A 21683-nucleotide genomic window follows, 5' to 3' on the forward strand; every position below is an offset into this window, starting at 1 on the left:
CTGGGCGTGGACGTGTTCGAGGACGACCTGGACACCCGCACCGCCCACGCGCGCGAGATGGAAGACCGCAAGTTCACCATCAACTTCGGCCCGCAACACCCGGCCGCGCACGGCGTGCTGCGCCTGGTGCTGGAGCTGGACGGCGAGATCGTCGAGCGCGTCGATCCGCACATCGGCCTGCTGCACCGCGGCACCGAGAAGCTGATGGAGGCGCGCACCTATCTGCAGAACGTGCCGTATCTGGACCGGCTGGACTACGTCTCGCCGATGAACCAGGAGCACGCCTTCTGCCTGGCCATCGAGAAGCTGCTGGGCATCGAGGTTCCGTACCGGGCGCAGCTGATCCGCGTCCTCTATTCGGAAATCGGCCGCATCCTGTCGCACATGCTGAACGTGACGACCCAGGCCATGGACGTCGGCGCCCTGACGCCGCCGCTCTGGGGCTTCGAGGAACGCGAAAAGCTGATGGTGTTCTACGAGCGCGCCTGCGGCGCCCGTCTGCACGCCAACTATTTCCGTCCGGGCGGCGTCCACCAGGACCTGCCGATGGACCTGATCGACGACATCGGCCGCTGGTGCCAAGAGTTCCCGCCGGCGCTGAAGGACATCGAAAGCCTCGTCACCGAAAACCGCATCTTCAAGCAGCGCAACGTCGATATCGGCGTGGTCTCGAAGGAACAGGCCCTGGCCTGGGGCTTCACCGGCGTCATGCTGCGCGGATCGGACATCGCCTGGGACCTGCGCAAGTCGCAGCCCTATGAGTGCTATGCCGAACTGGAGTTCGACGTTGTGGTCGGCAAGAACGGCGACTGCTGGGACCGATATCTGGTGCGCATCGAAGAGATGAAGCAGTCGGTGCGGATCATGGAGCAGTGCATCCATAAACTGCGCAACTGCCCAGGCGAGCCGGTGATGATCGAGAACAACAAGATCGTGCCGCCGCGTCGCGGCGAGATGAAGCGGTCGATGGAATCGCTGATCCACCACTTCAAGCTCTACACCGAAGGCTTCTCGACGCCCGAGGGCGAGGTCTATGCCTCGGTCGAAGCCCCCAAGGGTGAGTTCGGCATCTATCTGGTGTCGGACGGCACCAACAAACCCTATCGCGTGAAGATTTCGGCGCCGGGCTTCCGCTCGCTGCAGGCGATGGACTGGATGAACCGGGGCCACCAGCTGGCCGACGTGTCCGCCATCCTGGGCTCGCTCGACATCGTTTTCGGAGAAGTGGACCGATGAGCGTTCGTCGTCTCGCCAAGGACCAGCCCGCCTCGTTCGCCTTCTCGGCCGACACGATGGCCAAGGCCGAATGGTGGATCAAGAAATACCCGGAAAGCCGTCGTCAGTCGGCGGTGATCCCGGTTCTGTGGCTGGTGCAGAAGCAGGAAGGCTGGGTGTCCGAACCCGCCATCCGCGCCATCGCCGAGCTGCTGGGCATGGCCTATATCCGGGTGCTGGAGGTCGCGACCTTCTACACCATGTTCATGCTGGAGCCGGTCGGCAAGACCGCGCTGATCCAGGTGTGCGGCACCACGCCGTGCATGCTGCGCGGCGCCAATGAACTGATGCGCGTCTGCAAGGAGAAGATCGGTCCCAAGGATCATCTGTCCGCCGACGGCCGCTTCACCTGGCAGGAAGTAGAATGCCTGGGCGCCTGCTCCAATGCGCCGATGGCCCAGATCAACGACTACTATTTCGAGGACCTGACGCCCGAGACGATCGGCCAGATCATCGACGACTTCGCCGCCGGCAAGACGCCGGAGCGCGGGTCCTATGTCGGTCGCACCAATGCGGCGCCGGAGGGCGGGCCCAAGACCCTGCTGGACGCCAAACTGTATGACGGCTCGGCCGCCAAGCCGATCAAGAAACTGCCGAACAGCGACCCGGCCCCGGCCGAGAAGGCCCCGGCCTGATGTCGCCGCCCGATCTGAACACCGACGAGGGCCGCGCGGCCTATCGCAAGGAACTGCGGGGCGTGGGTCGTCCGTTGCGCGCGGGCGGCCTGGCGATGGTCGTCGGCGCCGCCATGTTGATCCTGATCTCGCGTCAGGGCGTGGTCGGGCCATGGGCGGTCAACGTCTCCTACTTCATGCTGGCGGCTGGCTGGGCGATGGTCATCGGCGCCATCTGGATGCGCACCCGCCACCACAAGCGCCGTCTGGCGGAAGGACTCTGAGGGCCATGGTCGGCATTCTCGAAGACAAGGACCGGATCTTCACCAACCTGTACGGCTTCCATGACTGGGGCGTAGAGGGGGCGAAGCAGCGCGGCGCGTGGAACGCCACCAAGGACATGCTGGACCTTGGCCGCGACTGGATCATCAACAACGTCAAGGCCTCGGGGTTGCGTGGCCGTGGCGGCGCCGGCTTCTCGACCGGCCTGAAGTGGTCGTTCATGCCCAAGGAAGTGAAGGATCGTCCTCACTACCTGGTCATCAACGCCGACGAATCCGAGCCCGCGACCTGCAAGGACCGCGAGATCATGCGCCATGATCCGCACCTGCTGATCGAAGGCGCGCTGATCGCCAGCTTCGCGATGCAGGCCCACGCCTGCTACATCTATCTGCGCGGCGAATACGTGCTGGAGCGCGAACGGATGGAAGCCGCCGTCAAGCAGGCCTATGAGGCCAAGCTGATCGGCGACGGCAACGTCCACGGCTGGGACTTCCACGTCTATATCCACCACGGCGCCGGCGCCTATATCTGCGGCGAAGAGACGGCTCTGCTGGAATCGCTGGAAGGCAAGAAGGGCCAGCCGCGCCTGAAGCCGCCGTTCCCGGCGGGCGCGGGTCTGTACGGCTGCCCGACCACGGTGAACAATGTCGAGTCCATCGCCGTCGTCGGCACCATCCTGCGTCGCGGCGCCGACTGGTTCGCCGGCTTCGGTCGTCCGAACAACACCGGCACCAAGCTGATGTCCCTGTCGGGTCACATCAACACGCCGTGTGTGGTCGAGGAGGCCATGTCGATCCCGCTGCGTCAGTTGATCGAGGATCACGGCGGCGGCGTTCGCGGCGGCTGGGGCAATCTGAAGGCCATCATTCCCGGCGGCGCGTCCTGCCCGGTCATCACCCGCGAGCAGGCCGAGACGGTCCTGATGGACTTCGATTCCATGCGCGAGATGCGTTCGTCGCTGGGCACCGCCGGCGTGACCGTGATGGACGAGTCGACCGATATCGTGAAGGCCATCGCCCGCATCAGCTACTTCTTCAAGCACGAGAGCTGCGGCCAGTGCACGCCGTGCCGCGAGGGCACCGGCTGGATGTGGCGCGTGCTTGAGCGGATGGCCGTGGGTGAGGCCGATCCTTCGGAAATCGACCTGCTGCTGGATGTCGCGGGCCAGGTCGAGGGCCACACCATCTGCGCCCTGGGCGACGCCGCCGCCTGGCCGGTTCAGGGCCTGATCCGTCACTTCCGTCACGAGATCGAAGAGCGGATCGCCAACTACCGCAGCCGCCGCGCGAACTTCGCCGGCCACGCCATCGCCGCGGAGTAGGGATGCGCCTATCACCCGCCATCGTGATCGGAGCCTTCGCTCTCGCCGCTTGCGGCGAGCGTGACCCTGCGCCCACGCCTGCGGAAAAGGTCTCGGCCGAGGTGAAGACGTCGGACGGGGTGCAAACCGCGCCGAAGGTCCTGACCGTTGGCGAACTGCGCCGGGTGTGCCGGGCTGGTCTGGCCCAGATACACGGCCAAACGCCGTCGGCGATCACCCTTGACGGGGTTCAGGACGGGGTGTTGCGCGCCTCGTGGCGGGCGCCGGTCGACGGCGGCCGGATGCGCGCCGAGTGCCGCGTCGAGAACGATCTGATCGTGTGGAAGCCACTCGATCTGCCCGATGCAACGCTCGTTCGCTGGATGAACCAGTCGGGCGATCCGGTGATCCGCTACGTCATGGACGGCGAGACGATCACCATCACACAGACGCTCCCGGATGGGACGACGGAACGCGCCGATCTGGCCGTTCCCGCTGAAGAAGAGGCCCGCTGATGCCAGTCGCCAAGGTCAACGGCGTCGAAACCGAGTTCGAGCCCGGCATGACCGTGCTCCAGGTCGCCGAACGCGCGGGGCAAGAGATTCCGCGCTTCTGCTACCACGAGCGCCTGTCCATCGCCGGCAACTGCCGGATGTGCCTGGTTGAGGTGAAGCCCGGACCGCCGAAGCCGCAGGCCTCGTGCGCGCTTCCGGCCGCCGATGGCCAGGAAATCTTCACCGATACGCCGATGGTCAAGAAAGCCCGCGAGGGGGTGATGGAGTTCCTGCTCATCAACCACCCGCTGGATTGCCCCATCTGCGATCAGGGCGGCGAGTGCGATCTTCAGGACCAGTCGGTCGGCTATGGCCGCGACGGCTCGCGCTATTCGGAGAACAAGCGCGCGGTCGAAGAAAAGGCGATGGGTCCGACCATCAAGACCTTCATGACGCGCTGCATCCAGTGCACGCGCTGCGTCCGCTTCATCACCGAAGTCGCCGGGGCGCCGGACATCGGCATGATCTCGCGCGGCGAGGACGCCGAGATCACGACCTATCTGGAGAAGTCGGTCGCGTCGGAATTGTCGGGGAATGTCAACGATCTGTGCCCGGTCGGCGCCCTGACGCACCGTCCGTGGCAGTATCACTACCGTCCGTGGGAACTGAAGAAGACCGAAACCATCGACGTCATGGACGCCCTGGGCTCGAACATCCGCGCCGACTATCGCGGGTCCGAGGTCATGCGCGTGCTGCCCCGCGTTAATGAGGGCATCAACGAGGAGTGGCTGTCGGACAAGAGCCGCTACGTCGTCGATGGCCTGACCGCCCGCCGTCTGGACCGTCCGTGGATCCGCGAGAACGGCAGGCTGCGCGCCGCATCGTGGAACGAGGCGCTGGACGCCGTGGCCGCCAAGCTGAAGGCCGCGCCGGCCGACCGCATCGGCGTGATCGCCGGCGACCTGCAAGACGCCGAGTCGATGAAGGCCACGCTGGACCTGTTCCGCGCCCTGGGTTCGAAAAATACTGACTGCCGCCAGGATGGCGCGGCCCTGGGCTATGGCCCACGCGAGGGCTGGCTGTTCAATTCCGGCCTGGAAGGCATTGAAAAGGCGGACGCCATTCTGATCGTGGGCGCCAATCCCCGCGTCGAGGCCCCGCTGCTGAACGCGCGCCTGCGCAAGACATGGCTGAAGGGCGACGTCGAGATCGGCGTCATCGGCGAACAGGCCGATCTGACGTTCGACTACGCCTATCTGGGCGCTGGAACCCAGACGCTGGGCCAACTGCCCAAGTCGGCGATGGACATCCTGACCAAGGCCGAGCGTCCCGCGATCATCGTTGGTTCCGGCGCGCTGGGCGGGGAGGGCGGCGCGGCCGTCCTGAACGCCCTGGGCGCCCTGGCCAAGACCGTCGGCGTCGTCACGGATGGCTGGAACGGCTTCAACGTCCTGCACCATGCCGCCGCCCGCGTCGCTGGTCTGGACATGGGCTTCGTGCCGGCCCAACCCGGTGAAAACGGGGGCGGCCTGACGGTGGCCGAGATGCTGAAGCCGGACGCGCTGGACGTGCTGTTCCTGCTGGGCGCCGACGAGGTCGATCCGACCGGCTCAAACGCCTTCCGCGTCTATCTGGGCAGCCACGGAGACCGAGGCGCGCACGGCGCGGACGTCATCCTGCCGGGCGCGGCCTACACCGAGAAGTCGGGCCTCTACGTCAACACCGAGGGGCGGGTGCAGATGGCCGAACGGGTCGTCTTCCCGAAAGGCGAGGCCAAGGAAGACTGGGCCATCATCCGGGCCCTGTCGGCGCGCGTCGACAAGACCCTGCCGTACGACACGCTGGAGCAACTGCGCGCCAAGCTGATGGGCGATCATCCGACCTTCGGCCGGATCGACTATCTGCCCGCGCCGGCGACGTTCGACGTGGCGGCCCTGGGCGCCAAGGGCGATCTGGGCGACCGCGCCTTCGTGTCGGCCGTGGCCGACCCGTATCTTTCCAATCCGATAGCGCGCGCCAGCGCGACGATGGCCGAGTTGTCCGCCCTGCGGATCGCCCCGGTCGCTTTGGCGGCGGAGTAAGTCATGGACCCCGTTTCCTTCTGGGCCACCCCGCTGGGATGGACGCTGATCACGCTCGGTCAGGTTCTGCTGATCACCGTCGGCGTGCTGATCGCCGTCGCCTTCCTGCTGCTGGCCGACCGCAAGGTCTGGGCCGGCGTGCAGATGCGTAAAGGGCCGAACGTCGTCGGTCCCTTCGGCCTGCTTCAATCGTTCGCGGACATGATCAAGTTCGTGCTGAAGGAGGTCGTGATCCCGGCCGGCGCCGACAAGGCCGTCTTCATCATCGCCCCGATCATCACCGTGATCCTGGCCTTCATGGCCTGGGCTGTCATCCCATTTGCGCCCGGCTGGGTGGTGTCGGACCTGAATGTCGGCATTCTGTACATCTTCGCCGTGTCGTCGCTGGGCGTTTACGGCATCATCATGGGCGGCTGGGCTTCGAACTCGAAGTATCCGTTCCTGGGTTCGCTGCGTTCAGCGGCGCAGATGGTGTCCTATGAAGTCTCGCTGGGCCTGATCATCATCAATGTGATCCTGCTGGCCGGCACCATGAACCTGTCGGCCATCGTCGAGAGCCAGAAGGGCATGTTCTGGAACTGGTACGGTTTCGGCGGCGGCGCCGATACCTGGCCGCTGGTCGTGATCCTGTTCCCGATGTCGATCATCTTCTTCATCTCGGCCCTGGCCGAGACCAACCGTCCGCCGTTCGACCTGCCTGAGGCCGAGTCCGAACTGGTCGCCGGTTATCAGGTGGAATACAGCTCGACCCCGTATCTGCTGTTCATGATGGGCGAGTACGTCAACATCGTCTTCATGTCGGCTATGATCAGCCTGCTGTTCTTTGGCGGCTGGAACCCCGGCGTGCCGCAGGCATGGATGGACAGTCTGCCGGCCTGGATCGCCTATGCGATCTACCTGCTGACCTTCATGGCCAAGACGGTCTTCTGGTTCGTCATGATCTCAATGGTGAAGGCCTTCGTGCCGCGCTATCGCTACGATCAGCTGATGCGCCTGGGCTGGAAGATCTTCCTGCCGACCTCGCTGGTGGCGGTCGTCATCGTCTCGGCCTGGCGCGTGTTCGTGGTGGGGTCGTGATGGTCGCGCCGAAGACGCCTGCTTTCAAGGATAAGTGCTGATGTTCACCCGTATCGTCCAGGCGACCAAGGGCGCGATGATGCTGGACGTCATCGGCGCCATCGGCCTGTCGCTGAAATATATGGCGCGGCCGAAGATGACCGTGAACTATCCGTTCGAGCGCAATCCGCAGTCGCCGCGCTTCCGCGGCGAGCATGCGCTGCGTCGCTATGCGAACGGCGAGGAACGTTGCATCGCCTGCAAGCTGTGCGAAGCCATCTGCCCCGCCCAGGCCATCACCATCGAGGCCGAGCCGCGCGCCGACGGCAGCCGCCGCACGACCCGCTACGATATCGACATGGTCAAATGCATCTACTGCGGCCTGTGCCAGGAGGCCTGCCCGGTGGACGCCATTGTGGAGGGGCCGAACTCGGAGTTCGCCGTCGAGACGCGCGAAGAGCTGCTCTACGACAAGCAACGCCTGCTCGATAACGGCGACCGCTGGGAACGGCAGATCGCCAAGAATCTGGAACTCGACGCGCCTTACCGCTAGAGCGTGATCCCGAAAAGTGGCTACCGGTTTTTCGGACAAGATCACGTTCCACTACAGTTGCCGTTCAAGACCTCTTCAAGAGGAAGAGGTCTTGAACTAGGCAGCATCTCGCTAAACGGGTCGCCGATTCCAAACGGGGTCGCGGCCGATACGAAAGGGGCTTCGTCCCGACATGCTGCAAGGCATAGCCTTCTATCTGCTGGCGGCGGTCGCCACGGTTTCCGGCCTTCTGGTCGTGACCGCGCGCAACCCGGTGCACAGCGTTCTGTGGTTGATCCTGGCCTTCTTCTCGTCGGCAGGTCTGTTCGTCCTGCTGGGGGCCGAGTTCCTGGCGATGCTGCTGGTCGTCGTCTATGTGGGCGCGGTGGCGGTGCTGTTTCTGTTCGTCGTCATGATGCTGGACGTGGACTTCTTGAAGCTGCGGGAGGGCTATGCGCGCTATCTGCCGCTGGGTGCGATCATCGCCGCCGTACTGCTGGCCGAGATGATCATCGTGTCTGTCGCCGTGGTTCAGGGCGGGGCTGCGGCGGGCGTGCCGGCGCCAGGCGCGCCGGACGCCAGCGTCACCAATGTCGAGGCCATCGGTCGCGTGCTCTACACGGATTACGTCTACTTCTTCCAGGCGGCCGGGATCGTGCTGCTGATCGCGATGATCGGCGCCATCACCCTGACCCTGCGCCACAAGCCGCATATCAAACGCCAGAACCCTGGCGATCAGGTGAACCGCGACCGTCTGAAATCAGTCGAGATCAAACCCGCCGCGACGGGCGAGGGCGTCAGCGCCGAGGAGCTTCTGTGATGATCGGCCTGACCCACTATCTGACGGTCGCTGCGATCCTGTTCACCATCGGGGTCTTCGGCATCTTCGTGAACCGCAAGAACGTCATCATCATCCTGATGTCGATCGAGCTGATCCTGCTGGCCGTGAACATCAACTTCGTCGCCTTCTCGACCTATCTGAACGAGATCAGCGGGCAGATCATGGCGATGTTCGTCCTGACCGTCGCCGCCGCCGAGGCCGCCGTCGGCCTGGCGATCCTGGTGACTTTCTTCCGTAACCGCGGCGACATCGCCGTCGACGACGCCTCCGTGATGAAGGGTTGAGCGTGACTTTCCATACCCTCGTCATTCTCGGGATTTTCGCCCCGCTGCTGGGCGCGGCCATCGCCGGCTTCTTCGGGCGCCGCATCGGCAACATCCCGTCGCAGGCCGTCACGACCGGCCTGCTGTTCTTCTCGTGCGCCGTCGCCTGGACGGTGTTCGGGCAATGGACCTGGGGCCATCTGGAGCCTTTCACCATCCGCCTGGCGCCGTTCATCAACGTCGGCGACTTCCAGTCGGCTTGGTCGATCCGCATCGACGCCCTGTCGGCGACAATGCTGATCGTGGTGACCAGCGTGTCGTCGCTGGTCCACCTGTATTCCTGGGGCTACATGGCCGAGGACGACAGCCGACCGCGCTTCTTCGCCTATCTGTCGCTGTTCACCTTCATGATGCTGGCGCTGGTGACGGCGGCCGACTTCATGCAGATCTTCTTCGGTTGGGAAGGGGTGGGCCTGGCGTCCTATCTGCTGATCGGCTTCTGGTTCAAGAAGCCGACGGCCAGCGCCGCCGCCATCAAAGCCTTCGTGGTCAACCGCGTCGGCGACTTCGGCTTCGTCCTGGGGATCATGACGATCTTCTGGATGTACGGCACGATCAACTTCGCCGAACTGTTCCCGCTGATCGCCACAAAGGCCGGCACGACTTGGGAGTTCCTGGGCGTCCAATGGTCCGCGCTGGACCTGGCCGGTTTCCTGCTGTTCATCGGCGCGATGGGCAAGTCGGCCCAGTTCTTCCTGCACACCTGGTTGCCGGACGCGATGGAAGGTCCGACGCCCGTATCGGCCCTGATCCACGCGGCGACCATGGTCACCGCCGGCGTCTACATGGTCTGCCTGCTGAGCCCGATCTATGAATATGCGCCGGGCGCGTCGCAGATCATCGCCATCATTGGCGCGATCACGGCGCTGTTCGCCGCGACGGTCGGTCTGACCCAGAACGACATCAAGCGGGTCATCGCCTATTCGACCTGTTCGCAGCTGGGCTACATGTTCTTCGCTGCTGGCGTCGGCGCCTATCAGGCCGCCATGTTCCACCTGTTCACGCACGCCTTCTTCAAGGCCCTGCTGTTCCTGGGCGCCGGTTCGGTGATCCACGGCATGCACCACGAGCAGGACATGCGGAAAATGGGCGGTTTGTGGAAGCTCCTGCCCGTCACCTATGCGGTCATGACCATCGGCACCATCGCCATCACCGGCCTGGGCATCCCTGGCGTCGGCGGTTTCGCGGGCTTCTATTCCAAGGACTCGATCATCGAGAGCGCCTACGCCTCGGCGGCCTCGGGTCACTCGGCCATCGGCCTGTTCGCCTTCTTCGTCGGCATCATCGCCGCCGGTCTGACGGCCTACTATTCGTGGCGCCTGGTCTTCATGACCTTCCACAACAAGCCGGTGTGGAAGGAAGAGGGCGACGCGCATCATGCCGCCCATCACGGGGATGATCACGCCTCGCACGCCCAGCTGGAAACGCACTCCGAACCGGTCACGGACGACCACGCGCACCACGGTCATGCTCATGACGACCATGGCCATCATGGCCCGCTGAAGCCGCACGAGAGCCCGCTGGTCATGCTGATCCCGCTGATCCTGCTGTCGGTCGGCGCGGTCGCCGCCGGCTTCGTCTTCGCGCCGCACTTCATCGGCCATCACGAGGGCGAGTTCTGGCGCGGGGCCATCTTCACCGGAGCGCACAATCACGTCCTGCACGAGAGCCATTCGGTCCCGACCTGGGTGAAGTGGTCGCCGCTGATCCTTACCCTGATCGGTACAGCCTTCGCCTACTGGATCTATGTCGCCCGCGAAGGCATGGGCCGTCGCATGGCCGAGCGGAACGGCGTCATCTACCGCTTCCTCTACAACAAGTGGTATTTCGACGAACTGTACGACGTCGTCTTCGTGCGCGGCTTCCGCGCCGTCGGGAACTTCTTCTGGAAGGTCTGCGATGTGAAGCTGATCGACGGGCTGGGGCCGAACGGCGCCGCCTGGGTGTCGCTGAAATCCGCCGCTCGACTGGCCAAGATCCAGTCCGGCTATGTCTATCACTATGCCTTCGTGATGCTGCTCGGGGTGGCTGGCTTGCTCACCTTCGCCATCCTCGCGTGGGGAGCCTGATCTCGTGCCCTACATCCTGAGCCTCGTTACATTCCTGCCCCTGGTCGGCGCCCTGGCGATCTTCGCCGCTCGGCTGACGTCCAAGTCGGCCGATGCGACCGCGCCGGCCGCCCGCTGGATCGCCCTGATCACGACCCTGGTCGTGCTGGCGGTTTCGGTCGTGCTGGTCTCTGGCTTCGACCCGGCTGACACCGCCTATCAGTTCGTGGAGTTTGCGCCGTGGTTCGCCGGCGCCAGCTATCACCTGGGCGTGGACGGGATTTCGGTCCTGTTCGTCCTGCTGACCGCCTTCCTGATGCCGATCTGCATCCTGGCCAGCTGGAAGTCGGTCGAGACGCGCGTCGTCGAATATATGATCGCCTTCCTGGTGCTGGAGACGCTGGTCATCGGGGTGTTCACCTCGCTGGACCTGTTCCTCTTCTACATCTTCTTCGAAGGCACCCTGGTCCCGATGTTCCTGATCATCGGCATCTGGGGCGGTCAGAACCGGATCTACGCGGCCTACAAGTTCTTCCTATACACGCTGCTGGGGTCGGTGCTGATGCTGCTGGCCATGCTGTGGATGGCGCATGAAGCGGGCACCACCAGCATTCCCGAGCTGAAGCGTTTCGCCTTCGATCCGGCCGTTCAGCCGATCCTGTGGCTGGCCTTCTTCGCCTCGTTCGCGGTCAAGATGCCGATGTGGCCGGTCCACACCTGGCTGCCCGACGCCCACGTTCAGGCGCCGACGGCCGGTTCGGTCATCCTGGCGGGCATTCTGCTGAAGCTGGGCGGATACGGCTTCATCCTGTTCAACGTGCCGATGTTCCCGATGGCGTCGGAGATGTTCCGGCCGCTGGTCTTCACCCTGTCGGTGATCGCCATCGTCTATACGTCGCTGGTCGCCTGGCGTCAGACGGACATCAAGAAGCTGATCGCCTATTCGTCGGTCGCCCACATGGGGTTCGTCACCTTGGGCATCTTCTCGGGCAACGACATCGGCATGCAGGGCGCCATCTTCCAGATGATCAGCCACGGCCTGATTTCAGGCGCGCTGTTCCTGTGTGTCGGCGTCGTCTACGACCGGATGCACACCCGCGAGATCGCCTTCTACGGCGGACTGACGTCCAAGATGCCGTGGTACGCGGCCATCTTCCTGATGTTCACCATGGCCAACGTCGGCCTGCCGGGCACCTCGGGCTTCATCGGCGAAGTATTGACCATGACGGGCGCCTATCAGGCCTCGACCTGGGCGGCGCTGGTCGCGGCCTCGGGCGTGATCTTCTCGGCGGTCTATGCCCTGACCCTGTACCGCGCGGTCATGTTCGGCGAGATCACCAATCCGAAGCTGGAGACCATCACCGACATCGACAAGCGCGAACTGCTGCTGTTCGTGCCGCTGATCGTCGGCACGCTCTGGCTGGGGGTCCATCCGGCCTCCGTCCTCGATTACACCGGGCCCGCCGTCGAGGCCCTGACCAGCGCCTATCGCGCCGCGATCGGCGGGTGAGACCATAATGCCTGATCTGTCCTCCGCCCTGCATCTCGCCGCCTCGGAAGTCACCCTTGCGGTCGGCGCCCTGGTCCTGCTGATGGTCGGCGCCTTCGTCGGCGACAAGAGCGCCCGGCTGGTGTCGATCCTGTCGGTCCTGCTGCTGATCGCCGCCTCGGTCATCGCCATCGTCGGCCCGTGGGGCGTCGCCTTCAACGGGGCCTATGTAGCCGATCCGCTGGCCATCTACGCCAAGAGCCTGATCTATCTGTCGGCCGCCGTGGCGGTCGTGCTGGGTGACGGCTGGATGAAGCGTACGCGCATCGCCAAGTTCGAATATCCGGTCCTGATCGTGCTGGCCTCCGCCGGCATGGGGATGATGGCGTCGTCGGGCGACCTGATCTCCATGTATGTCGGGATCGAGCTGCACTCGCTGGCCCTGTATGTTCTGGCGGCCTTCCACCGCAACGACGTCAAGGCGTCGGAAGCGGGCCTGAAGTATTTCGTCCTTGGCGCCCTGTCGTCGGGCCTGCTGCTTTACGGCTCGAGCCTGATCTACGGTTTCGCCGGTTCGATGCGGTTCGAGGACATCGCCGCCTTCGCCGCCGACAACCCCGGCCCCGGCCTGATCTTCGGTCTGGTCTTCCTGATCTGCGGTCTGGCGTTCAAGGTTTCGGCCGCGCCGTTCCACATGTGGACGCCCGACGTCTATGAGGGCGCGCCGACGCCGGTCGTGGCCCTGTTCGCCACGGCGCCCAAGGTGGCGGCCATGGTCCTGATCGCCCGCGCGCTGGAGCATGGCTTCGGCGACGCCCACGCCCAGTGGTCGCAGGTCCTGATCGCCATTTCGCTGATCAGCTTCGTCGTCGGCGCCTTCGGCGGTCTGGCCCAGAAGGACATCCAGCGCCTGCTGGCCTATTCGTCGATCGCCAACATCGGTTACGCCCTGCTGGGCGTCGCGGCGGGCACGGCCGAGGGCCTGCAGGCCATGCTGATGTTCATGACCCTTTACGTCATTGATCAGCTGGGCTTCTTCGCCATTCTGCTGTCGCTGTCCAAGTCGGGCCGTCCGATCCGCCGCATTGCGGATCTGGCCGGTCTGAAGAAGGACCGCCCGCTGACCGCCGTCGCCCTGACGGTGCTGTCGCTGTCGGTGCTGGGGATGCCGCCGTTCTCGGGCTTCTGGGGCAAGTACTATGTGTTCGGCGCCGCCGCCGATGCGGGCCTGTGGCCGGTCGCGGCCGCGGGTCTGGTGGCTTCGGTCGTCGCCGCCTTCTACTATCTGCGCATCATCAAGCTGATGTGGTTCGATGCCCCCGTGGATGACATCGCCACCGACGCCGCGCCGGTCGAGGCCAAGTGGATCGGCTGGGCCTGCGCGGCCTTCGCCTTCCCTCTGGTCATCGTGGGTCTGACCTGGCTGGAGCCGCTGACCAAGGCCGCGAGCGCCGGCTTCGGGAACGGGTAGGGCGTTGACGCCCGCCCCCTTGGTCATCCTCGACGAGATCGACTCGACGCTCTCGGAGGCCCGACGGCTGGCGGAGGCCGGCGAGGTCGGTCCGAAGTGGATCATCGCGCGCCGTCAGACCGCGGGGCGTGGCCGCCGGGGCCGGGCCTGGGTGGACAAGCCGGGCAATCTGGCCGCGACACTGTTGATCAGGGTTCATGCGACACCGCGAGAAGCGGCGCAGGCGACGTTCATCGCCGCGTTGGCGGTTGCGGATCTGCTGGATGTTTTCGTGTCGCCCGCGCTGGTGTCCATCAAATGGCCGAACGACGTCCTGCTGGACGGACGCAAGGTGTCCGGCATCCTGGTGGAGAGCGGGGTCCATGCGTCGGGCGGGCTCTGGCTGGGCATCGGCATCGGCGTGAACCTGACCCACGCTCCCGAAGGCACTGAAACCGCCGCGGCGGCGATGTCCGAAAAGCTGCGGGAAGATCATGCGTTCGCGCCGCCCATCGAGGCCGCCGCCGAGATTTTGGCCGAAACTTTCGCGGTCTGGTGGGGACGCTGGCAGACGCTGGGCTTCGAGCCGGTGCTGGACGCCTGGACCAGTCGCCTGACCGGGTTGAACGGCCCGTGCGTCGCGCGTTTGGACAACGAAACCGTTGAGGGTCTGGCCGAGGGCGTGGAGCCGGACGGCGCCTTGCGCCTGCGTCTCGCCGATGGTTCGGCGCGCCTGATTTCCGCTGGCGACGTCTTCTTCGGTTCGGCGCCCAACGTCGGTGCCGTCTGATGCTTTTGGCCATCGAGCAGGGCAACACCAATACGTTGTTCGCCGTTCACGACGGATCGGAATGGATCGCCCAATGGCGCGCCGCCACCGAGGCCAGCCGCACGGCGGACGAATACGCCGTCTGGCTGAACCAGTTGATGGTCATGAAGGGGTTGGCGGTCGCCGACCTGACCGGCTGCATTATCTCCAGCGTCGTGCCGCAGTCGATCTTCAATCTGCGCAACCTGGCGCGCCGTTATCTAAACATCGAGCCGCTGGTGATCGGTGAGAATGTCGACCTGGGCATCGACGTGCGGATCGCCAAGCCCAGCGAGGCCGGCGCCGACCGTCTGGTCAACGCCATTGGAGCCAAGCTGCTGTATTCGGGCGACCTGATCGTGATCGACAGCGGCACGGCGACGACCTTCGACATCGTGGCGCACGACGGCGCCTTCGAGGGCGGGCTGATCGCGCCGGGCATCAATCTGTCGCTGCAAGCCCTGCACGAGGCGGCGGCCAAACTGCCGCGCATCGCCATCCAGCGGCCTGAAAACGTCATCGGGCGCGGCACGGTCGAGGCCATGCAGTCGGGCGTTTTCTGGGGCTATATTTCGTTGATCGAGGGCCTGGTCGCGCGCATCAAGGCCGAGTGGGGTCGACCCATGACGGTCATCGGCACCGGCGGCGTCGCCAGCCTGTTCGAAGGCGCGACCGACAGCATCGACCACTTCGATTCCGACCTGACCATTCGCGGCCTCCTCGCAATCTGGCGTCGTAACGCCCATTTGACTGACTGAATGAAAAAGCAAAACCAAGACGAACTCGTTTTCCTGCCGCTGGGCGGCTCGGACGAGGTCGGTATGAACCTGAACGCCTATGGCTTCGGCCCGGAGGCGAACCGTGAATGGCTGATCGTCGATGTCGGCGTCACCTTCGGAGATCTGTCCACGCCGGGCGTGGACGTGATCGTGCCCGATCCGACCTATCTGCAGGGCGAGACGATCAAGGGCATCGTCCTGACCCACGCGCATGAGGACCATATCGGCGCCCTGGGCTGGCTGTGGCCGCGCATCAAGGCGCCGATCTACGCCACGCCCTTCACGGCCTATCTGATCCGCGACAAGCTGCGCGAGCGCGGCATCCTGGATCAGGTCGAACTGATCGAGGTTCCGCTGGGCGGCACGGTCGACATCGGTTCGTTCGGCGTCACCTTCGTCAACATGACCCACTCGATCGCCGAACCAAGCGGCCTGGCCATCGACACCCCGCTGGGGATGGTGTTCCACACCGGCGACTGGAAGATCGACGACCAACCGGTGATCGGGACCAAGACCGACGCCCCCGCCATTCGCGCCCTGGGCGACGAGGGCGTGCTGGCCATGGTGTGCGATTCCACCAACGTCTTCGTGCCGGGCGTCGCCGGGTCCGAGGGCGATGTCGCCGTCGCCATCTCCAAGCTGATCGCCAGCCTGAAGGGCCGCGTCGCCGTGGGCTGTTTCGCCTCCAACGTCGCCCGGATGGACAGCGTGATCCGCGCGGCCGAGGCCTGTGGGCGTCGTGTCGCCCTGGCCGGCCGGTCGATGCACCGGATCACGGCGGCGGCCAAGCACGTCGGCATGCTGCAGGACGTCAAACCCTTCCTGTCGGACGAAGAGGCCCGCGTCTGGCCCGCCGATCAGATCCTTTATCTGTGCACCGGCAGCCAGGGCGAGGCGAGGGCGGCCCTGTCGCGCGTCGCCGATGGGACACACCCGACGGTCAAGCTGGGCCTGGGCGATCACTGCATCTTCTCGTCGCGCCAGATCCCGGGCAACGAACTGGCCATCGGCAATCTGCAGGACCGGCTCGCGGATCGCGGCGTGCGCCTCTACACCGAGAAGGATCACCCCGGCATCCACGTCTCGGGCCACCCCTGCCGCGACGAGCTGAAGCAGATGTACGAATGGGCGCGGCCGCAGATCGCGGTGCCGACCCATGGCGTTCGACGCTTCCTGCTCGAACACGCCAACCTGGCCAAGGAGGTCGGCGTTCAGGAGACTGTCACGCCGCGCAACGGCGACATGGTGCGTCTGGCGCCCGGACCGGCACAGATCATCGACGAAGTGCCGAACGGCCGCCTGTATGTCGACGGCGGGATGCTGGTCACCGAACAGGGCGAGGCGCTGAAGGAGCGTCGGCACGCCTCGACCAACGGCGTGCTGATCGTCAGCTTCGCCCTGGACAAGCGCGGCCGGATCGTCAGCGACATCGACATCCGCAGCGTGGGCCTGCCGGGCGACCTGCAGAAGCCGCTGGGCGATGTGCTGGACGACCTGGCCGAGCGCGTCGAACAGGTGGTCAAGAACCTGAAGGGCGAGGCGCCGGAGGACGAGATGGTGGTGGAACAGGCCATCGCCCGCGTGCTGAAGAAGGCCAGTCAGCAGGTCTGGGATCGCCGTCCCATCGTCGAGACCGTCGTCCTGCGCGTCTGAGATTAGCGGTCGCGACAGGCCGCCCGCATCGGCTATAGGCTGAGGCATGGCCGAGACGCTCTTTCTGCTGAATCCCGACTGGCACGACGATCAGGGCGGGCCGTGGTTCTGCCCGCCCGGCGCCTATATCGAGGGCGTTCTGGCCTTCTATCCGCGACTGCGCGAGGCGCTGAACGTGGTCTATCTGGACCATGCGAAGCCGCGACCGCCGGTGATCGAACAGGTGGGCGAGGCGCATCAGAGCTGTCCGATCCTGATCCTGGACGGCGAACTGGACTGGCCCGACGCGCAGGTCAGCGCGGCGACCGGGCGGCGTTTCCTGCAGGATCACGCCATCGCCCCCTATCTGGCGGCCCGCTACGGCGTCGGCCGCCCGCATCCCTGAAGCAAAGAGGCCCGTCATGCCCATCGGCCCGCTGACCATGATCGGCATCTACATCATCGTCTGGTGGACGGTGCTGTTCGCCGTCCTGCCGCTCGGCACCTCGCAGGAAACCCACGAGCCGCCGACCGACGGCGCCCAATGGGGCGCGCCCCGCACGCCGAACCTGAAGAAAAAGTTCCTGACCACCACCTGGGTCTCGGCGATCGTCTGGGCCTTCGTCATGGTGCTGATCTTCACCGGCTGGCTGCCGCTGCCGGACTTCTCGCACGCGCCTGCAGTCTAAACCGCAAGCCGGTCTAGCTTTCGCCCCGCTCCAGCGGCTAAAGCCTTGTTCCGTCTCTACGCCTAGGATTCCCGATCATGCGCCTGTCGCGCTTTTTCCTGCCCACGCTGAAGGAAGCCCCTTCGGACGCCCAGATCGTCTCGCACCAGCTGATGCTGCGCGCCGGCATGATCAAGCAGGAGGCCGCCGGCATCTACGCCTGGCTGCCGCTGGGTCTGAAGGTGCTGCGCAAGATCGAGCAGATTGTGCGCGAGGAGCAGACGCGGGCAGGGGCGGTCGAACTGCTGATGCCGACCCTGCAACTGGCCGACCTGTGGCGCGAGAGCGGCCGCTACGACGCCTATGGCCCCGAGATGCTGCGCATCACTGACCGGCATGAGCGCGAACTGCTGTACGGCCCCACGAACGAGGAGATGGTCACCGACATCTTCCGGGCCTATGTGAAATCCTACAAGTCGCTGCCGCTGAACCTGTTTCACATTCAGTGGAAGTTCCGCGACGAGCGCCGCCCGCGCTTTGGCGTGATGCGCGGCCGCGAGTTCCTGATGAAGGACGCCTATTCGTTCGATCTGGACGAGGCGTCGGCCCGCACCGCCTACAACCGTATGTTCACGGCCTATCTGAACACCTTCGCCCGTATCGGCCTGAAGGCCGTGCCGATGCGCGCCGATACCGGCCCCATCGGCGGCGACCTGAGCCACGAGTTCATCGTTCTGGCCGAAACCGGCGAGAGCGAGGTCTTCTGCGACCGCAAGCTGGTCGAGATGGCGCCGCCCGGACACGATCTGGACGCCGAGGCGCTGCAGGCCGTGTTCGACGAGCGCACGGCGCTGTACGCCGCGACCGAGGAAATGCACGACCAGGCCCAGTTCGAAGCCCAGACCGCCGAAAGCGACCGTCTGTCGGCCCGCGGCATCGAGGTCGGCCACATCTTCTATTTCGGCACCAAATATTCCGCGCCGATGAAGGCCAAGGTCGCCGGGCCGGACGGTCAGGACACCGAGGTCCATATGGGCAGCTATGGCGTCGGGGTGTCGCGCCTGCTCGGCGCCATCATCGAGGCCAGCCACGACGAGGGCGGCATCATCTGGCCCGACGCCGTCGCGCCCTTTGATGTCGTGGTCATCAATCTGCGCGCCAACGACGCCGCCGTCTCGGCCGCCTGCGAAGATGCGGTCGCCCAGCTGGAAGCCCTGGGCAAGGATGTGCTGTACGACGACACCGACGAGCGTCCGGGCGGCAAGTTCGCCACCGCCGACCTGATCGGCGTGCCGTGGCAGTTGACCATCGGGCCGAAAGGTCTGGCGGACGGCGTGGTCGAGCTGAAGCGCCGCGCCACCGGCGAGAAGGTCTCGGTCGCCCTGGCCGAAGCCATCGAAAGGCTGACCGCTTGAGCCTGCCGTCCCAACCGTCCGGCGCCTTCTCCTCCTGGGAGATCGGCCTGGCCCTTCGCTACCTGCGCGCTAAGCGCAAGGAGGGCGGGGTGGCCACCATCGCCGTCATCAGCTTCATCGGCATCATGCTGGCCGTCGCCGTGCTGATCAGCGTAATGAGCATCATGTCCGGCTTCCGCAGCGAGCTGCTGGGCCGAATGCTGGCCTTCAACGGGCACATGTATGTTCAGGGGCCGGTCCTGACGTCGCCGGATCGGGATGCGGTCCTCAAGAAGATCGAGGCCATCCCCGGCGTCTATAGCGTCAATCCGCTGAACGAGGCGCAGAGCCTGATCCGCGTAGGCAGCTATACGACCGGGGTGATGGTCAAGGGCATTCGTCCGCAGGACCTGGCCAAGACGCAGTATGTGTTCGACAGCCTGTCGCCGCAGGAGCGCGATAGCTTCGGCAAGGGCGCCTATGGCGGCGACCGCGTCCTGATCGGCGCGGCCCTGGCCAACTCGCTGGGCATTCGGGTCGGCGACGCGATCACCGTCTATTCGCCGACCGGCGCCGACAGCGCCTTCGGCAATTTGGGCGGTCTGGAGAAGACCTATTTCGTGGGCGGCCTGTTCCGTTCGGGCGCCGCCGATTACGACCGCGCCTTCATGTTCATGCCGCTGGAGCAGCAGCAGCTGTTCTTCGGCAAGGAAGGCGTCTGGGACGCCATCGAGATCAAGGTCGATGACCCCGATCAGGTCGGCACCCTGACGCCCGCCATACGCGCCGCCGCCGGCCCCGGCTCGGTCGTCAGCGACTGGCGCGAACGCCTCGCCGCCTTCTATGGCGCGCTGAAGGTCGAGCGGGTGGCCATGAGCATCATCCTGGGCCTGGTCGTCGCCATCGCCGCCATGAACATCATCTCCGGCATCGTCATGCTGGTGAAGAACAAGGGGCGCGACATCGCCATCCTGCGCACCATCGGCGCCAGCCCGTCGGCGATCCTGCGCGTCTTCTTCATGGCCGGCGCCATGATCGGCGTGGCGGGCACACTGGCCGGACTGCTGCTGGGCCTGCTGTTCTGCTGGAACATCGGCGCGATCCAGCATTTCCTGGAGTGGGCGCTTCAGACCAAGCTGTTCGATTCCGACGTCTATATGCTGGACGCCATTCCTGCCCTGGTCGATCCGATCGACGTGACCTGGGTCGCCTTCTGGTCGTTGCTGATGAGCTGTATCGCCAGCCTGCCGCCGTCGTGGAATGCGTCGCGCATCGATCCCGTGGAGGCGCTCCGCTATGAGTAAGGCTCCCATCCTGTCGGTGCGCGGCCTGACCCGCACCTATCCCACGGCCCAGGGCGGACTGACCGTTTTGAAGGGCGTCGATCTGGACGTGTTTCCGGGCGAACTGGTCGGGCTGATCGGACCGTCGGGGTCCGGCAAGTCGTCACTGCTGCACGCCGCCGGTCTGTTGGAAAAGCCGACCAGCGGTACGGTGGCCATCGATGGCGAACAGGTCGGCGATCTGGACGAGCGCGCGCGCACCCGGCTGCGCCTGGGCCGGATCGGCTTCGTCTATCAGTTCCACCATCTGCTGCCCGAGTTCGACGCCCGCGACAACGTCGCCTTGCCGATGCGGATCGCCGGCCTGGGGCAGGATGAGGCCCGCAAGCGCGCTGAAGTCACCTTGACGGCGCTCGGCCTGGGCGAGCGCCTGACGCACCAACCGGCGCAACTGTCGGGCGGCGAGCAGCAGCGCGTCGCCATCGCCCGCGCCCTGGCCAACGGTCCACGCCTGCTGCTGGCCGACGAGCCGACAGGCAACCTTGACCCGATCACCAGCCAGTCGGTGTTCGAGGCCCTGCGCGACCTGGCCAAGACCACGGGCGTCGCCGCCCTGATCGCCACGCACAATATGGAGTTGGCCGGTCATATGGACAGGGTCTTCGCCCTGCGCGACGGCCATCTGGAAGAGCGCGCGGCCGAAAGCCACGCCTATTGATCAACTGACGGCGGCGTCGCCCCAGATGGCGCGCAGCCGTTCCGGCCGGCGGCAACCGATCCGATAGGCCTGATAGCTGGCGGCGTGGCGTTTGGCGTAGTTCTGATGCTCTTCGGCCGCCGGCCAGAAGCGCTGGACGCCGACGACCGGGGTGGTGAAGCTCTTTCTCAACACCCGCATCGCCGCATCGCGGGAGGCGACCGCATCGGCCCGCTGCTGGTCCGTAGCGAAGACCGCCGCACGATAGGATGGGCCCTGATCGCAGAACTGACCGTTTGGATCGGTCGGGTCGATGGTGCGCCAGTAGCGATCGACCAGGGCGCGATAGCTGACGACGCGCGGATCGAAGGTGACCTGCACCGCCTCCATATGGCCGGTCCCGCCGCGCACCACCTGCTCATAGGTCGGATTGGCGGTGTGGCCGCCGACAAAGCCCGACACGGCGGACCGCACGCCGGGCACGTCTTCGAACGCCTTTTCCTCCGACCAGAAACAGCCGCCCGCGAAGATCGCCGTCCGCAGGTCCGGCGCACGGGACTGAGCATAGACGACCGGCGACGCCAGCAAAGCCGCTCCCGCCAGAATGGAAACCCCAAACCGCATCGCCATTACCTGT

The 21683-nt window shown here is 65.4% G+C and carries 22 protein-coding genes; 21 read left to right on the forward strand and 1 reads right to left on the reverse strand.

Going from position 1 to position 21683, the window contains the following annotated elements; genetic code table 11:
* Nucleotides 1-57: 57 nt before the first annotated feature.
* The 21 genes from KZX42_RS01165 to KZX42_RS01265 all read left to right on the forward strand — a co-directional run bounded on the left by KZX42_RS01165 (nucleotide 58) and on the right by KZX42_RS01265 (nucleotide 21067).
* Complete coding sequence (locus tag KZX42_RS01165; protein ID WP_248117248.1) at nucleotides 58-1236, forward strand: NADH-quinone oxidoreductase subunit D; 1179 nt, start codon at nucleotides 58-60, stop codon at nucleotides 1234-1236.
* Nucleotides 1233-1910, forward strand: a complete 678-nt coding sequence (gene nuoE / locus KZX42_RS01170) for an NADH-quinone oxidoreductase subunit NuoE (RefSeq protein WP_248116286.1) — start codon at nucleotides 1233-1235, stop codon at nucleotides 1908-1910. The genes KZX42_RS01165 and nuoE overlap by 4 nt, the downstream gene beginning before the upstream one ends.
* Nucleotides 1910-2173, forward strand: a complete 264-nt coding sequence (locus KZX42_RS01175; protein WP_248116288.1) for a hypothetical protein — start codon at nucleotides 1910-1912, stop codon at nucleotides 2171-2173. The genes nuoE and KZX42_RS01175 overlap by 1 nt, the downstream gene beginning before the upstream one ends.
* Before the next feature lie 5 nt (nucleotides 2174-2178).
* On the forward strand, nucleotides 2179-3492 hold the full coding sequence (gene nuoF, locus KZX42_RS01180) for an NADH-quinone oxidoreductase subunit NuoF (protein WP_248116290.1): 1314 nt from the start codon (nucleotides 2179-2181) through the stop codon (nucleotides 3490-3492).
* 2 nt (nucleotides 3493-3494) lie between these two features.
* Complete coding sequence (locus tag KZX42_RS01185) at nucleotides 3495-3986, forward strand: hypothetical protein (RefSeq protein ID WP_248116292.1); 492 nt, start codon at nucleotides 3495-3497, stop codon at nucleotides 3984-3986.
* On the forward strand, nucleotides 3986-6046 hold the full coding sequence (gene nuoG / locus KZX42_RS01190; RefSeq protein ID WP_248116294.1) for an NADH-quinone oxidoreductase subunit NuoG: 2061 nt from the start codon (nucleotides 3986-3988) through the stop codon (nucleotides 6044-6046). The genes KZX42_RS01185 and nuoG overlap by 1 nt, the downstream gene beginning before the upstream one ends.
* Nucleotides 6047-6049: 3 nt before the next feature.
* Complete coding sequence (gene nuoH, locus KZX42_RS01195) at nucleotides 6050-7123, forward strand: NADH-quinone oxidoreductase subunit NuoH (protein WP_248116296.1); 1074 nt, start codon at nucleotides 6050-6052, stop codon at nucleotides 7121-7123.
* Nucleotides 7124-7163: 40 nt separating this feature from the next.
* Entirely contained in the window at nucleotides 7164-7655 is a 492-nt protein-coding gene (gene nuoI / locus KZX42_RS01200) for an NADH-quinone oxidoreductase subunit NuoI (protein WP_017503987.1), read from the forward strand.
* A gap of 172 nt (nucleotides 7656-7827) precedes the next feature.
* Entirely contained in the window at nucleotides 7828-8454 is a 627-nt protein-coding gene (locus tag KZX42_RS01205; RefSeq protein WP_248116298.1) for an NADH-quinone oxidoreductase subunit J, read from the forward strand.
* Nucleotides 8454-8759 carry an NADH-quinone oxidoreductase subunit NuoK gene (gene nuoK, locus KZX42_RS01210; RefSeq protein ID WP_017503985.1) on the forward strand — a complete coding sequence of 102 codons (306 nt, stop codon included), beginning with the start codon at nucleotides 8454-8456 and terminating at the stop codon, nucleotides 8757-8759. The genes KZX42_RS01205 and nuoK overlap by 1 nt, the downstream gene beginning before the upstream one ends.
* A gap of 2 nt (nucleotides 8760-8761) precedes the next feature.
* Complete coding sequence (gene nuoL / locus KZX42_RS01215; RefSeq protein ID WP_248116300.1) at nucleotides 8762-10867, forward strand: NADH-quinone oxidoreductase subunit L; 2106 nt, start codon at nucleotides 8762-8764, stop codon at nucleotides 10865-10867.
* A gap of 4 nt (nucleotides 10868-10871) precedes the next feature.
* Nucleotides 10872-12356, forward strand: a complete 1485-nt coding sequence (locus tag KZX42_RS01220) for an NADH-quinone oxidoreductase subunit M (RefSeq protein WP_248116303.1) — start codon at nucleotides 10872-10874, stop codon at nucleotides 12354-12356.
* A 7-nt stretch (nucleotides 12357-12363) separates the two neighbouring features.
* Entirely contained in the window at nucleotides 12364-13806 is a 1443-nt protein-coding gene (gene nuoN / locus KZX42_RS01225; protein ID WP_248116305.1) for an NADH-quinone oxidoreductase subunit NuoN, read from the forward strand.
* A 4-nt stretch (nucleotides 13807-13810) separates the two neighbouring features.
* Complete coding sequence (locus KZX42_RS01230) at nucleotides 13811-14575, forward strand: biotin--[acetyl-CoA-carboxylase] ligase (RefSeq protein WP_045811218.1); 765 nt, start codon at nucleotides 13811-13813, stop codon at nucleotides 14573-14575.
* Nucleotides 14572-15351, forward strand: a complete 780-nt coding sequence (locus tag KZX42_RS01235) for a type III pantothenate kinase (protein WP_045811217.1) — start codon at nucleotides 14572-14574, stop codon at nucleotides 15349-15351. Before KZX42_RS01230 ends, KZX42_RS01235 begins: the two co-directional genes overlap by 4 nt.
* Complete coding sequence (locus KZX42_RS01240) at nucleotides 15352-17025, forward strand: ribonuclease J (RefSeq protein WP_248116307.1); 1674 nt, start codon at nucleotides 15352-15354, stop codon at nucleotides 17023-17025. It abuts the gene before it with no gap.
* A 46-nt stretch (nucleotides 17026-17071) separates the two neighbouring features.
* The gene (locus KZX42_RS01245; protein ID WP_248116309.1) at nucleotides 17072-17410 is read left to right on the forward strand and encodes a DUF3088 family protein; all 339 of its coding nucleotides are present in this window, start codon (nucleotides 17072-17074) and stop codon (nucleotides 17408-17410) included.
* Between the two features lie 16 nt (nucleotides 17411-17426).
* Complete coding sequence (locus KZX42_RS01250; RefSeq protein ID WP_248116312.1) at nucleotides 17427-17693, forward strand: DUF1467 family protein; 267 nt, start codon at nucleotides 17427-17429, stop codon at nucleotides 17691-17693.
* A 77-nt stretch (nucleotides 17694-17770) separates the two neighbouring features.
* Nucleotides 17771-19087 carry a proline--tRNA ligase gene (gene proS / locus KZX42_RS01255; RefSeq protein WP_248116314.1) on the forward strand — a complete coding sequence of 439 codons (1317 nt, stop codon included), beginning with the start codon at nucleotides 17771-17773 and terminating at the stop codon, nucleotides 19085-19087.
* 2 nt (nucleotides 19088-19089) lie between these two features.
* Complete coding sequence (locus KZX42_RS01260; RefSeq protein WP_248117250.1) at nucleotides 19090-20370, forward strand: lipoprotein-releasing ABC transporter permease subunit; 1281 nt, start codon at nucleotides 19090-19092, stop codon at nucleotides 20368-20370.
* Nucleotides 20363-21067, forward strand: a complete 705-nt coding sequence (locus KZX42_RS01265; protein WP_248116315.1) for an ABC transporter ATP-binding protein — start codon at nucleotides 20363-20365, stop codon at nucleotides 21065-21067. The genes KZX42_RS01260 and KZX42_RS01265 overlap by 8 nt, the downstream gene beginning before the upstream one ends.
* Here the strand turns inward: KZX42_RS01265 and msrA are convergent, their stop codons facing one another.
* Nucleotides 21068-21670, reverse strand: a complete 603-nt coding sequence (gene msrA, locus KZX42_RS01270) for a peptide-methionine (S)-S-oxide reductase MsrA (protein WP_248116317.1) — start codon at nucleotides 21668-21670, stop codon at nucleotides 21068-21070.
* Nucleotides 21671-21683 lie beyond the last annotated feature (13 nt).

Source organism: Brevundimonas sp. EYE_349 (assembly GCF_023147505.1).
Lineage (GTDB): Bacteria > Pseudomonadota > Alphaproteobacteria > Caulobacterales > Caulobacteraceae > Brevundimonas.

Excerpts from the sequence above, each read along its gene's own strand:
- KZX42_RS01165 (WP_248117248.1), top strand. The coding sequence starts at position 58 with ATGGAAGACCGCAAGTTCACCATCAACTTCGGCCCGCAACACCCGGCC.
- nuoE (WP_248116286.1), top strand. The coding sequence starts at position 1,233 with ATGAGCGTTCGTCGTCTCGCCAAGGACCAGCCCGCCTCGTTCGCCTTC.
- KZX42_RS01175 (WP_248116288.1), top strand. The coding sequence starts at position 1,910 with ATGTCGCCGCCCGATCTGAACACCGACGAGGGCCGCGCGGCCTATCGC.
- nuoF (WP_248116290.1), top strand. The coding sequence starts at position 2,179 with ATGGTCGGCATTCTCGAAGACAAGGACCGGATCTTCACCAACCTGTAC.
- KZX42_RS01185 (WP_248116292.1), top strand. The coding sequence starts at position 3,495 with ATGCGCCTATCACCCGCCATCGTGATCGGAGCCTTCGCTCTCGCCGCT.
- nuoG (WP_248116294.1), top strand. The coding sequence starts at position 3,986 with ATGCCAGTCGCCAAGGTCAACGGCGTCGAAACCGAGTTCGAGCCCGGC.
- nuoH (WP_248116296.1), top strand. The coding sequence starts at position 6,050 with ATGGACCCCGTTTCCTTCTGGGCCACCCCGCTGGGATGGACGCTGATC.
- nuoI (WP_017503987.1), top strand. The coding sequence starts at position 7,164 with ATGTTCACCCGTATCGTCCAGGCGACCAAGGGCGCGATGATGCTGGAC.
- KZX42_RS01205 (WP_248116298.1), top strand. The coding sequence starts at position 7,828 with ATGCTGCAAGGCATAGCCTTCTATCTGCTGGCGGCGGTCGCCACGGTT.
- nuoK (WP_017503985.1), top strand. The coding sequence starts at position 8,454 with ATGATCGGCCTGACCCACTATCTGACGGTCGCTGCGATCCTGTTCACC.
- nuoN (WP_248116305.1), top strand. The coding sequence starts at position 12,364 with ATGCCTGATCTGTCCTCCGCCCTGCATCTCGCCGCCTCGGAAGTCACC.
- KZX42_RS01240 (WP_248116307.1), top strand. The coding sequence starts at position 15,352 with ATGAAAAAGCAAAACCAAGACGAACTCGTTTTCCTGCCGCTGGGCGGC.
- KZX42_RS01245 (WP_248116309.1), top strand. The coding sequence starts at position 17,072 with ATGGCCGAGACGCTCTTTCTGCTGAATCCCGACTGGCACGACGATCAG.
- KZX42_RS01250 (WP_248116312.1), top strand. The coding sequence starts at position 17,427 with ATGCCCATCGGCCCGCTGACCATGATCGGCATCTACATCATCGTCTGG.
- proS (WP_248116314.1), top strand. The coding sequence starts at position 17,771 with ATGCGCCTGTCGCGCTTTTTCCTGCCCACGCTGAAGGAAGCCCCTTCG.
- KZX42_RS01265 (WP_248116315.1), top strand. The coding sequence starts at position 20,363 with ATGAGTAAGGCTCCCATCCTGTCGGTGCGCGGCCTGACCCGCACCTAT.
- msrA (WP_248116317.1), bottom strand. The coding sequence starts at position 21,670 with ATGCGGTTTGGGGTTTCCATTCTGGCGGGAGCGGCTTTGCTGGCGTCG.